Raw genomic sequence first — 12,580 nt, forward strand, 5'->3', positions numbered from 1 at the left:
TCAGCTCACACCGTCAACCCCGACGATCTTGTCCTTGGTCAGCCCGCCGACGCGCGGATGCGGCCTGCCGGAATCGGTGACGGCGATGGCGACGACGATCTCGTCGGCGCGCGGTGCATCGGGAACGCGGACCTCCATGCCGTCGAAATGGCTGCGCACCTTCGCCGCGTCCTTGTGGCCGAGCGGAATGTCGAGCGGCACGCCGAGACCGCCGCGCTTCTTCGATGAGGGAATGAGCGCGGCGCCCTTGCCCAGCACGTCGCGGAACGGAGCGCCGAGCGTCGGGTGAAGGATGGCGGCGGCATGTTCCAGCTCGCCGTCGGCGCCAACGGCGGCTGCCTTGCCGAAACTCTCGACCTCACCGCCGGCAATGCCAAGCGCAGCCACCGCACGCCCGGGCAGGAGGTCGCCCAGCGCTTCGCCGATCGCGCTCAACGCTGACAGATCCTCGACAAACGTGCCGGCATAAGGGTTGCGGATCACCGCGATCGCCGCGGCACGCCGCGTCGGCGGGTCGACGGGGCGTCCGCCTTCGATCCGGGTCTCCTCGACGACGGTTATGATGCGGCGGATTTCCACGCTCATCGCAATCCGTCCTCGCCCTTAATGTCGGCCGCCGCCAGACCGCCGACGCGCGCATGAACGCGCGCGCCGGTCGTCATCGCCAGGATGACCGCCATCTCGTCGCTGCGCGGCGCGTCACCAACGCCGATTTCGATCGCGTCGAAATGGCTGCGCACATAGGAAGCGTTGATGTGGGTGATCGGAATGTCGATGCGCGTCCCGGGGCCGCCGACCTTCTTGGTCGAAGGCACGATGGCCTTGGCGTCGCCAAGAAGTTCGCGCATCGCATAGCCGCCCGGATTGTGCCAGAGCGCGCCGTGTTCAAGTTCGCCGGCAGCGCCGACGATGGCACCCTTGCCATAGCCTTCGACAGCGGCGACGCCGTCGCCCAAGGCATCGATCAGGCGCCGCGCCATTTCGAGGCCGAGCGGCTTCAGATCCTCCATGAAGCCGGCGATCTCCTCGACGTAGCGTCCGGCAAAAGGGTTGGCGATGACGGCGACGATGGCGCCGCGCTTGGGCGGGCGTGCCGCGGGCGGCCCGCCCTCATGGAAGATCTCCTCGACCTGGACCAGAAATTTCCTGACCACCACAGCTGGCATTGCGCGTATCCTTCGTCCCGTCACTCGTGAAAACTCGTTAGAGTATCAACAATTATGCATCGCGATATTTGTCAAGCGCAGAGGTGGAAGGACGCGGGTGACGGGCCTGAGAAAACTGCATCGGATGACGATTGACAGCCTGTTTAGCCGCTCCTAAACTCATATGACCATCAACGAACTTGCCAGCATTCCGGCGATATGTGGGGGATGGTCAAGGCGTGGCTTCAAAAGCTGAAAAAAGCTGAAGGGGAATAACATGACAAGGGCGCTCAAGAGTTTGTTTCTGGCCGGCACGATGCTGGCCGTTTCGTTGGGATCGGCCGCCGCACAGGCCAAGGTTTCGGTGGCCGCCATCTCGGGATATTTTGCCCAGGGCTTTGGCGTTTCGATCGTCAACGGCCTCAACAAGGCCAAGACCGATTTCGGCATCGACCTCAAGCTGGTCGACACCGGCAATCGCGCTTTGGACTATGAGGAGCAGTTCGAAAACCTCGCCAAGGGCAAACAGTACGACCTCATCTTCGTGATGGGCTGGGAGCTGGTGGATTCGCTGCAGAAGGTCAGCAAGGAATACCCTGACCAGCGCTTCGTCTTCATCGATGGCGTGCTCGACAACCCCAAGATGATCTACGCCAACTTCGCCGAAGAACAGGGCTCCTTCGTCGCTGGTGCGCTGGCCAGCATGATCGAGGCCAAGGGCAGCGAATTTCCCAAAATCGGCGACGGCAAGGCAATCGGCTTCGTCGGCGGCCGCGACATCCCGGTGATCCGCAACTTCCTCGGCGGCTACGAGCAAGGTGCCAAATACGCAGCGCCCGATGTGAAGGTGAACTCGGTGTTCGCCGGCACCTTTGATGACCCGGCCAAGGGCAGCGAGCTTGCCCAGGCGCTGTACGGCCAAGGTTCCGACATCGTCTACAACGTCGCCGGCCCGACCGGCGAAGGCGTGATGCAGGCGAGTGCCGCCGCCGACAAATATTCGATCGGCGTCGATATCGACATGTGCGGCACGGCCCCCGGAAATGTGCTCGGCAGCATGCTGAAGCGCGGCGACATCGCCGTCTACACGCTGATCAAGGACGAGGTCGGCGGCAACAAGGTCACCGCCGGCACCCGCACCTTCGACCTGGCCTCTGGCGGCGTCGAGTTCAAGGTCTGCGACGACATCGCGCCGAAGATCCCGGCCGACGTGACGACCAAGCTGGACGAGATCAAGAAGGGCATCCTCGACGGCAAGATCGTGATCGCCAAGGCGAAATAAGCCAGCAGCAGCGCATCCCTCCCAAGAAAGCGCTACACTGATCCGCCGCGGCGGATCAGTGTCCAATCTTCGAAAGCTCGCAATCTGCGAGAGCCCCAACCTGCGAGAGCAATGGTGTCGAACGCGCCGGGGTCACCGACCCTCCACAACACTGCCGCGATGGCCGTCGAGCTGACGGCTATCACCAAGCGTTTTGGCGCCTTCATTGCCAATGACGGCATCGATCTTGCCGTGCGCCGGGGCGAAATCCACGCCATTATCGGCGAAAATGGCGCCGGCAAGACGACGCTGATGAACATCCTGTTCGGCCTGCTGCAGCCGGACGAAGGCTCGATCCGGCTGAATGGCGAGGCGACGGTGGTCGCCGACCCGGCGGCGGCCATCAAGGCGGGGCTCGGCATGGTGCACCAGCATTTCAAGCTGGTGCCTTCGCTCTCGGTCGCAGACAATGTGTTTCTCGGCATGGAAATCCGTCGACACGGGCTGATCGACCACGCTGCACAGATCGCGCGCACCAGCGAATTGTCGAAGCGCTTCGGGCTGCATGTCGATCCAACCGAGCGCGTCGGGCTGCTTTCGGTCGGCATCGAGCAGCGCATCGAAATCCTGAAAGTTCTGGTGCGCGGCGCCCGAACCATCATCCTGGACGAGCCGACCGCCGTGCTGACTCCACAGGAGAGCCGCGAACTGTTCCAGACGCTGCGCAGCTTTGTCGCCGAGGGCATGACGGTGATCTTGATCTCGCACCATCTGGAAGAGGTGATGGAGGTGTCCGACACGGTGGCGGTGCTGCGCAATGGCCGCAAGGTCGCGACCCGCCCGACATCGGAGCTCGATAAGGACGAGCTGGTGCGCATGATGGTCGGCCGCGAGGTCAGTTTCGACCGGCGGCCGCGCGCTCAGTTGCAGGGAGCCGTGATCCTTGAGGTCAAGGATTTGTGGGCGCGTGATGATCGCCGCTTGCCGGCCCTTCGCAATGCCAGTTTCACTGTCCGCTCCGGCGAGGTGGTGGGGATTGCGGGCGTCGCTGGCAATGGGCAGACGGAACTGGCGGAAGTGCTTTCGGGCCTGCGCCCGGCAAGCCATGGCGAAGCCCGGCTGAAGGGCCAGGACCTCACCACGCTCTCCACCGCCGCAATCCGCGAGGCGGGCCTTGCCCATGTTCCGGGCGACCGCATGGTGCGCGGGGTCGATCGCAATGCGTCGATCGCGGCAAACACGCTGATGGGCCGCCAGCATCGCGCGCCGTGGAGCCGCAATGGCGTGCTCGACTGGAAGGCGATTGCCGGAAATGCCGGCGCGCTGATCAAGAATTTCGATATCCGCGCGCAAGGAGCGGGCGATGCCGTCAAGCGGCTGTCGGGCGGCAACATCCAGAAGGTGGTGCTGGCACGCGAATTCACCAATGGCGCCGACTTCCTGCTGATCGATCAGCCGACGCGCGGCGTCGATATCGGCGCCCAGGAGGCCATCCATGACGAGATCATGCGCCAGCGCGCGGCCGGCCGTGCCATCCTCTTGATTTCCGTGCAGCTTGATGAACTGGCAGCGCTCGCCGACCGCATCCTGGTGATGTTCAATGGACGGATCATGGGCGAAGTCGCCGGCGACGATGCCGACGAAGACAGGATCGGCATGATGATGGCGGGTGTTACGCCGCAGCTGGAGCCCGCATGATGAGCGACCGTTTGCGCGCCTTTTCCGGCCAGATCATCGCCGTGGGCGTAGCCTTGCTGCTGGGGGCGATCATCATCCTCCTGGTCGGCGAAAGCCCTGTGCATGTCTTGATGACGTTGCTGCACGGCGCCTTTGGCGACCAGGAAAAGATTGCCGGCACCCTGCTGCAGACGACGCCGATCCTGATCTGCGGCGTCGCGGCCTGCATCGGCCTGCGCGGCGGCATGTTCAATGTCGGCATCGAGGGCCAGCTGTTCCTCGGCGGTTTTGCCGCCGCCTGGGTCGGCTTCAGCTTTTCCCTGCCCGCTGGCATTCATACGCTGGCGGCACTGGCGCTCGCGGTCGTCGCGGGTGCGGCCTGGGTCGCCATTCCCGCCTATTTCCGCGCCCGCTACAACACCAACGAAGTCGTCTCGACGATCCTGTCTAACTACATCGCCGTGCTGCTGACCTCCTATTTCACCATCTTCCTGTTCAAGCGGCCCGGCGGCTGGTCGGAGACGCCGCCGATCCTGGCGACAGCCTATCTGCCGGAGATTTTTTCCTTCTCGCGGCTGAACTGGGGGCTGGTGATTGGCCTGCTGCTGGCGGTCGGCGTGGCGCTCGTGTTCCGCTACACCAGCTGGGGCTACGACGTGACCATGGTCGGGTCAGCGCCGAAATTCGCCGAATATGGCGGCGTCAACGTGAAACGGCAGGGCTTTGTCGTGCTGCTGCTTTCGGGCGCCGTCGGCGGCCTCGCCGGCGGCGTCGAGACGCTCGGCGTGCATCACCGGTTCATGGAGGGCTTTGCTCCAGGCTTCGGTTTCGACGGGCTGATCGCCGCCCTGCTCGCCAATGGCTCGCCGGTCGCCACCATCCTCACGGCGCTGTTCTTCGGCGCGCTGCGCAGTGGGTCGTTGCTGCTCGAGGTCGACACCAGCGCCTCGCGCGAAATCATCACCGTGATCCAGGCGCTGATCATCCTCAGCGTCTCGGCGCAGGTTTTGATCAAACGCCGCGGCGACAGCCAGGCGGGGGAGCGGCGATGGAAATTCTAGACAAGCTGATCAACGTCGCGCTGATCGCCGCGACGCTGCGCACCACCGCGCCAATTCTCCTGGTGGCGCTTGGCGGGTCGTTCACCACCAAGGCCGGCATCTTCAACATCGGCCTCGAGGGGCAGATGCTGGCCGGCGCCTTCTTCGCCGTCATCGGCTCGATCTGGACGGGCTCGGCATTCGTAGGCGTCGCCTGCGGCGTCGCCGCGGCGCTTGCCTTCGCGCTCGCCTTTGCCGTGCTGGTGGTGACGTTCCGGGCCAATGAAGTGGTCGTCGGCCTGGCGCTCAACATCCTTGCTGGCGGCATGACGATCTCGCTTATGAAAGCGATTTTAGGCACGCGCGGATCGATCGTCGGCCACGGCATTGTCGGCCTGCCCAAGGTGCAGATACCCGGCGCCCAGGCGCTTCTCGGCTCATGGGCGCCATTGATCTCGGGCTTCACGCCGATCGTCTATGTCGCGTTCATCGCGGTGCCGCTGCTGGTGCTGTTCTACAACCGCACCCGGCTCGGCCTCTATATCCGCGTCGTCGGCGAAAAGCCCGAGGCCGCCGAGGCGCTTGGCATCTCTATCACCCGCGTCCGCTACATCGCCTCGCTGCTGTGCGGATTGCTGGCGGGGCTGGCCGGTGCGCATCTGTCGCTCGGCTACATCACCATGTTCACCGAGAACATGTCATCGGGCCGCGGCTTCATGGCGGTGGCGATCCTGATCTTCTCCAATGGCGATCCGCTGAAAGTGCTGGCCGGCTGCCTGCTGTTCGGCTTCGCCGATGCCTTCTCGCTGCGCCTGCAGACCTTCGGCTTCCCGTCCTATCTGGTGCTGACAGTGCCCTATGTCGTCGCGCTGACAGCGCTGTTCGCGCTCTCCTACCGGGCGCGGCCAAGGATCATCAAGGAGACGCTGGCATCGATGCAGAAACTTCTGTCGGTGGACAGGAACAGCGCCCCGGTCGACAAAAATCCGCAATGAAGGAACTCTCATGGAACGCATAATCCTCGACGTGGATTCTGCCGGCGACGATATTCTGGCCGTGCTGTTTGCCGCGGCGAACCCGAATGTCCGGCTCGAAGGCGTCACCACCGTCACCGGTGCCGCAGGCCCGATCGAGCAGGTCACCAATGTCGTGCTCAACACGCTGACGCTTGCCGGGCGCGACGACATACCGGTTCATGCCGGCGCGTGGCGGCCGATCGTCGGCAATTCCAAGGCCGACATGGAAGCGCCAGTCCATTTCGAAAAGCGGCTCGTCGCCCGCTTCGGCGACCGGTTGAAGAAGTTCAATCCACCGGCACCGACTCCCTCCCGCCCGGCGACGCCGGGACATGCCGTCGACTTCATCATCGAGACGGTGATGGCCAATCCCGGCGAGATCACGCTGGTGACGACGGGGCCGCTGACCAATGCAGCGATGGCGCTGCTGCAGGAGCCGCGCCTGACCGGCGCGCTCAAGCGGCTGCTGGTGCTTGGCGGCAACTTCCAGACGCCCGGCAACATGACGCCGCTGTCGGAATACAACATCTGGGCCGATCCGGAGGCGTCGCGCATCGTGCTCAACGCCGACGTCGACAAGATCCTGGTGCCGCTCGACATCTGCGAGGACAACCGCGTCGCCGCCTCGATGCTGACGCGCGACGACATCGCCGACATGCAGGCCGTTGCCCGGAAGAACCCCGTCTTCGAGATGATCGCCGACAGCTTCCCGATCTATATCGACATCTGGCGTGAGTTCTTCGACCTGGTCGGCTTCCCGATGGACGACGTGATCACCGTGGCACTGGCCTTCGATCCGGCGCTTGCCACGATGACCGAACCGCTCTTCATCGATGTCGTGCTCGACGGCCGCCTCGCACGTGGACAGACGGTCGCCCATCGCGGCCGGCAGTTGCTGCCCGGCGGCGGACCGAAGACCACGCGCATCTGCACCGATCTCGACGGCCGTCGCTTCCTGAACATCTTCAAGCAAACCATCGCGCGCTACGAACAAGCGGCGTGAGGACCGATAAAATGACCATTGCAACTCCCATCCTGTTCGACTGCGACCCGGGCCACGACGACGCCATCGCGCTGGTCATGGCGCATCGCTCACCAGCGATAAAACTGCTCGGCGTCACCACGACCTGTGGCAATGCCGAGGTCGAAAAGACGACCGCCAATGCGCTGCGCATCCTCGAATATATCGGCGCCGGCGACGTGCCTGTCGCTCAAGGGTGTCACCGTCCGCTGGCGCGGCCGCTGGTGCTCGGCACGGCCGACGGCCCGAGCGGCCTCGAGGGCTCGCCGTATCTGCCGCAGGCGACGATCAAGCCGGTCGACCAGCACGCCGTCGATTTCCTGGCCGACAAGTTGCGTGCCGCGCCCGAACCGATCCTGGTCGTCGCCACCGGCCCGCTGTCCAATATCGGCCTGATGATCCTCAAGCATCGCGACGTGCTGCCCAAGATCAAGGAATTGATCTGGATGGGCGGCGTGTTCTACCGCAAGAGCGAGATCATCACGCCGACGGAATTCAATTCATTCTGCGATCCTGAGGCGCTGAAGATCGTGCTGGACAGCGGCGTGCCGATCCTGATGGTCGGCCTCGATGTCACCATGCAGGTGTTGATAGAGGCACCGCAATATGCCGAGCTCGCCACGATCGACACGCCGCTGGGCAAGCTCGTCAACGACTGGCTGCTGTTCTACGAAAAGCTGCACCGCAACTCGATGGGTGTCGGCGGCGCCATGCACGATCCCCTGGCGCTGGCGCTTGCCATCGACCCGACATTGGTGCGCACGCGCCCGGCCCATATCGGTGTCGATCTCACAGGCACCTATGCCTTTGGCGCGACGGTCGCCGATTTCTGGAGCGAGCGCGGCGAGAAGGACAATGCGCGTATCGCCCATGAGGTCGACGCGGACCGTTTCTTCAAGCTGATGTTCGACCTGCTGCGGGATTAGGCCCGCTCGGGGACAATTCCCTTGCTTCAGCGTGACCCGGTGCCGTGGGCCGGGTCAGACAGTCTTTGGGCATGCCATCGCAGATGGTCATCCATGAATGTCGAAATGAAGAAATACGAGTGATCGTAGCCGTCCTGCATGCGCAGTGTCAGAGGGATGCCGGCCTTGGCGCAGGCCGCTTCCAGAAGCCAGGGTCTCAGCCCATCCTTGAGAAATCCGTCCGACGTCCCCTGATCGACGAAAAGCTCGGGGAAGCGGTGGCCATCCTCGATGAGCAAGGTGGCATCGTAGCCTCGCCATGATGTCTCGTCCGCGCCGAGATATTTTTCGAGGGCCGGCTTCGACCAACCGGCAGTGCTCGGCTGCACGATCGGCGCGAAGGCCGAGCAGCTTTTGAAGCGCTCGGGATTTTTCAGCGCTATCGTCAGTGCGCCATGCCCGCCCATCGAGTGGCCAAAGATCGCCTGGCGCGTCATATCCGCCGGAAATTCCTGTGCGATCAACGCCGGCAATTCCTCGGTGACATAGGAATACATACGGTAGTTCTTTGCGTAGGGCGCTTGCGTCGCATCGACATAGAAGCCGGCGCCGCTGCCGAATTGCCAATTATCCTTCTCGTCGGGAATATCGGCGCCGCGCGGGCTGGTGTCGGGACAGACGACGATCAGGCCAAGCTCGGCGGCGATGCGCCTGTACTCGCCCTTGTCCATGACATTGGCATGGGTGCAGGTCAGGCCGGAGAGATACCATACGACAGGGCAAGGCTTTTCACGGGCCTGCGGCGGCACGAAGACGGCGAAAATCATGTCGCAGGAGCAGGCTTCCGAAGCATGGGAATAAACGCCCTGCACGCTGCCATGCGATTTGGCAGAGGAGATGGTCTTCATCCGGTCCGACATGTTCTTCTCCGCCTTCGGCAAACGTCCGTGAAGGCCGCCTGTCTAAGGACCATGGTTCCCAGGCGCAAGTCCCGCCTACTCCGCCGCCAGGGCCGTCACTTCCCGCCGGAACGGCAGCGCATCACCGATATCGTCTTCGTCCAGTTCGCGTGCGAAGCGGTGGCCGGCATAGGTCGCCCAGGCGATCGGACCTGGCGCCTCGGCATCGCCGATGACCTTGATCGAACAAATGCCATTGTCGGCCCATTCGTCGCGCCGCGCTTTCAAGTCGCGCCAGACCTCGTCGTCCTGTTGGCGCGACGTCACCAGCACCACGGCGTCAGCGGCGATGTCGCGTTTGGCACCGGTGTAGGCGCAGGCGGTGGCAACGCCTCCCGGCAAGATGCGCGTCACCGTCCGGTTCAGCACGATCTCGACGCCGAGCTCGGCCAGACGGCGGTGGATGGCGCCCTGCTCCAGCGTGTTGCGGGTCCAGTCCGAGACATAGGCGGACGGCGTCACCAGCGTCACACTGGCGCCATTGCGCGCCATCAGCTCGGCCAGGACGCCCCCCATATAATAGTGGTCGTCGTCGAACAGCACGATGTTGCCGGTCGGCACATTGCCGCCCATCAAGTCGTCCGGCGTGTAGACCGGCATGGCCGGGTCGACCGGCATCGGCACGACATGGGCGCGCGCCACGCCGTCGCGGCGCCATGTCGAGCCGGTGGCAAGCGCAATGTTCTGAAAACCGAAGGCCAGGATATCCTGCGCCGACAATCGGCTTTCGAAATAGATATCGACGTTGGACATCTGGCTGAGCTGGTACTGGCGATAGTCGCGCACGCGGCCCCAGGCCGAGAGCCCAGGCAGGCGGCATTCGCGCGCGACGCGGCCGCCGAGTTCTGTGCCGGCTTCGGCGATGGCCACCTGATAACCGCGCAGACCGAGCGCGCGCGCGGCCTCCAGTCCGGCCGGACCGGCGCCGACGATCAACACGCTGTCGCTGTCGCCCTTGGCCTGCATGCGTTCGGGATGCCAACCCTTGCGCCATTCCTCCATGAAGGTCGGGTTCTGCGTGCAGCGCGAGATCGACATGGTCATGTCGCCGGTGATGCAGATGTTGCAGCCGATGCACTCGCGGATGTCCTCGATCCGCCCCTCCTCCACCTTCTTCGGCAGGAAGGGATCGGCGATCGATGGGCGGGCGCAACCGATGAAATCGAGCGTGCCGGACTTGATCATCCTGACCATCACGTCCGGCGAGGTGAAGCGGCCGACGCCGACGACCGGCTTCGACGTCAGCGACTTGATGCCGGAGACCAGGCTTTCCTGCGCGGCCTCCTCCTTGAAGCGCGACGGCCCCGAGCAATCCTCCCAGGCGCCATGCGCCAGATCCCAGAGATCGGGCAGTTCGGCATGCATCTCGATCATGTCGCGCACTTCGGAATTGGCGAAGCCAAGCTCGCCGATCATCTCGTCCAGCGACAGCCGCAGCGTCAGGCCGCAGGTATCGCCGATGGCGTCGCGGCCTTCCTCGATCAGCTCGCGCATCAGCCGCGAGCGGTTTTCCAGCGAACCGCCATATTCGTCGCTGCGCTGGTTGGTGGCGGTGGACAGGAAGTGCTGGATGATGCCGAAGCCATGCGCGCCATAGAGACAGACCAGGTCGAAGCCCGCCAGCTTGGCGCGTTTGAAGGCATTGCGGTGCCAGCGCCTGAGGTCGCGTATATCCTCTCTGTCCATGGCACGCGCCTGGACCGGATCGTTGGTGAAGGTACGGATCGGCAAAGCCGACGGTCCGCGCGGTACCTCCTTGGTGTAGAGGTTCGGGCCGTTGATGCCGGAATAGGCGAGCTGGATGCCGGCCAGCGCGCCGTGCTGGTGCATGGCCTTGGCCATCTTCGCCAGCGCTGGGATGTCGGCGTCGTCCCACAGCCTGAGCTCGATGAAGGGCGTGATCTCGGAGGTGTGGTGCATCTCAGTCTGCTCGGTGAAGATGACACCCCAGCCGCCTTCCGACTTGATGCGCCGCATCTCGGCCGCTGCGGATGGATCGCGATAGCCGCCGCCATTGCAATGCGGCACCTGGTAGAAGCGGTTCTTGGCGGTCACCGGACCGATCTTCACCGGCTCGAACAGAATGTCGTAGCGTGGATCACGCATGGTGCTTCCTTCCTGCCAGCGCCGCATCGCGGCATGCGCGGTGATGGTTTTGGCGCAAGCCGGTCTGCCCGGTGGGTAGATGCCGTCAACCTACTCATAAGTTGCGCCGCGTGCCGGAAAACTACAGATTTCTTCTGTGCCGATTAGGACGCGCCTAATCAGCCCCCACCGCCTGGATTAGCATCCGGTGAATCCGGGCTGAGCCAAATGCGACTTCAAGCGCGTGATCGCGCGATGCTAGATAGCGCGCACGGTCAACGAGACATCAGACGCATGGACAGCATCCAAATCCTTGAAAAGCTGATCGCCTTTCCGACGGTGAGCCGCGTTTCGAACCTCGACCTCATCGGCTATGTGACGGAGCTGCTTTCGGCACAGGGTATTGCCTGCCAGATCATCCGCAGCGCCGATGGCCACAAGGCCAACCTTTTCGCCACCATCGGGCCGGCCGACGCTCCCGGCGTCATGCTGTCCGGCCACACCGATGTCGTCCCCATCGACGGCCAGGACTGGACGCTGCCGCCTTTCGAAATGACCGCGCGCGACGGCAGGCTTTACGGCCGTGGTGCTGCCGACATGAAGGGCTTCGTCGCCTGTGCGCTTGCCGCGTGTCTCAAGGCCTCGAAAATGAGCCTACAAACGCCCTTGCATCTGGCGCTTTCCTACGACGAGGAGATCGGCTGCATCGGCGTGCGCAGCCTGATCGACATGCTGCAGGCTGCGCCGCATCGGCCATTGCTGTGCATCGTCGGCGAGCCGACCAATATGCAGGTGGCGACCGGCCACAAGGGCAAGCTTGCGGCGCGCGCCATCTGCAGGGGACGCGAAGGCCATTCGGCGCTGGCGCCGTTGGCGCTCAACGCCATTCATCTGGGCTGCGACTTCGTCGCCGCACTGCGCCAGGAACAGGACCGGCTGGCCAGCGATGGCGCGCGCGACGGCGACTACGACATTCCCTACACCACCGTCCACGTCGGCAAGATGAATGCCGGCGTGGCGCTCAACATCGTGCCGAACCTCTGCCAGCTCGACTTCGAGATCCGCAATGTCGCGGCCGACAATGCCGACCAAATCCTCGATGGCTTGCGCGCGGCGGCGGCGCGCATTGCCGCTGCCGCTTCAGCGATCGCGCCGGAGGCGGCCATCGACATCGAGATCACCAACACCTATCCGGGGCTGGACACGCCGGCGAATTCGCAGGCTGTGGCCTTCGTGAAGTCGCTGACCGGCGCCAACGATACCATCAAGGTTGCCTTCGGCACCGAAGGCGGATTGTTCAGCCGCGATCTCGGCACGCCGACCATCGTGTGCGGACCGGGCTCGATGGCGCAAGGGCACAGGCCGGACGAATTCGTCAGCGTCGAACAGATGCGCCGCTGCGACGACATGCTGGACAATCTGCTGCGGCGGCTTGCCGATCACAGGCTTCAGGCGGTGTGAAGCAACGTTG

Annotated in this window: 11 protein-coding genes; 7 read left to right on the forward strand and 4 right to left on the reverse strand. The window is 63.9% G+C overall.

The features are described 5' to 3' along the window. Both HGP13_RS29125 and HGP13_RS29130 read right to left on the reverse strand, forming a co-directional pair. Entirely contained in the window at nucleotides 1–585 is a 585-nt protein-coding gene (locus HGP13_RS29125) for an amino acid synthesis family protein (RefSeq protein WP_172232187.1), read from the reverse strand. Beyond that, nucleotides 582–1,166, reverse strand: a complete 585-nt coding sequence (locus HGP13_RS29130; protein ID WP_172232190.1) for an amino acid synthesis family protein — start codon at nucleotides 1,164–1,166, stop codon at nucleotides 582–584. Before HGP13_RS29130 ends, HGP13_RS29125 begins: the two co-directional genes overlap by 4 nt. A 256-nt stretch (nucleotides 1,167–1,422) precedes the next feature. Here HGP13_RS29130 and HGP13_RS29135 point away from each other — a divergent pair, with 256 nt between their 5' ends. From HGP13_RS29135 to HGP13_RS29160, 6 genes are all read left to right on the forward strand, one after another. After that, nucleotides 1,423–2,427, forward strand: a complete 1,005-nt coding sequence (locus HGP13_RS29135) for a BMP family ABC transporter substrate-binding protein (protein WP_172232193.1) — start codon at nucleotides 1,423–1,425, stop codon at nucleotides 2,425–2,427. 111 nt (nucleotides 2,428–2,538) lie between these two features. After that, nucleotides 2,539–4,104 (forward strand): ABC transporter ATP-binding protein, encoded by a 1,566-nt coding sequence (locus HGP13_RS29140; protein WP_172232196.1) that lies wholly within the window; start codon nucleotides 2,539–2,541, stop codon nucleotides 4,102–4,104. Then, a complete protein-coding gene (locus tag HGP13_RS29145; RefSeq protein ID WP_172234887.1) occupies nucleotides 4,104–5,144 on the forward strand; it encodes an ABC transporter permease in 1,041 nt (346 codons plus the stop codon). The genes HGP13_RS29140 and HGP13_RS29145 overlap by 1 nt, the downstream gene beginning before the upstream one ends. Further along, nucleotides 5,132–6,118, forward strand: a complete 987-nt coding sequence (locus HGP13_RS29150) for an ABC transporter permease (protein WP_172232199.1) — start codon at nucleotides 5,132–5,134, stop codon at nucleotides 6,116–6,118. The genes HGP13_RS29145 and HGP13_RS29150 overlap by 13 nt, the downstream gene beginning before the upstream one ends. Nucleotides 6,119–6,128: 10 nt before the next feature. Next, nucleotides 6,129–7,142 carry a nucleoside hydrolase gene (locus HGP13_RS29155; RefSeq protein ID WP_172232203.1) on the forward strand — a complete coding sequence of 338 codons (1,014 nt, stop codon included), beginning with the start codon at nucleotides 6,129–6,131 and terminating at the stop codon, nucleotides 7,140–7,142. An 11-nt stretch (nucleotides 7,143–7,153) separates the two neighbouring features. Continuing rightward, the gene (locus tag HGP13_RS29160) at nucleotides 7,154–8,086 is read left to right on the forward strand and encodes a nucleoside hydrolase (protein ID WP_172232206.1); all 933 of its coding nucleotides are present in this window, start codon (nucleotides 7,154–7,156) and stop codon (nucleotides 8,084–8,086) included. Nucleotides 8,087–8,112: 26 nt separating this feature from the next. Here the strand turns inward: HGP13_RS29160 and fghA are convergent, their stop codons facing one another. Then, on the reverse strand, nucleotides 8,113–8,985 hold the full coding sequence (gene fghA / locus HGP13_RS29165; RefSeq protein ID WP_172232208.1) for an S-formylglutathione hydrolase: 873 nt from the start codon (nucleotides 8,983–8,985) through the stop codon (nucleotides 8,113–8,115). A gap of 75 nt (nucleotides 8,986–9,060) precedes the next feature. After that, nucleotides 9,061–11,130, reverse strand: a complete 2,070-nt coding sequence (locus HGP13_RS29170) for an NAD(P)-binding protein (RefSeq protein ID WP_172232211.1) — start codon at nucleotides 11,128–11,130, stop codon at nucleotides 9,061–9,063. A 273-nt stretch (nucleotides 11,131–11,403) separates the two neighbouring features. Here HGP13_RS29170 and argE point away from each other — a divergent pair, with 273 nt between their 5' ends. Further along, nucleotides 11,404–12,570, forward strand: coding sequence for an acetylornithine deacetylase (gene argE / locus HGP13_RS29175; protein ID WP_172232214.1), 1,167 nt, complete (start codon nucleotides 11,404–11,406; stop codon nucleotides 12,568–12,570). Nucleotides 12,571–12,580 lie beyond the last annotated feature (10 nt).

It is taken from the genome of Mesorhizobium sp. NZP2077 (genome assembly GCF_013170805.1).
Lineage (GTDB): Bacteria > Pseudomonadota > Alphaproteobacteria > Rhizobiales > Rhizobiaceae > Mesorhizobium.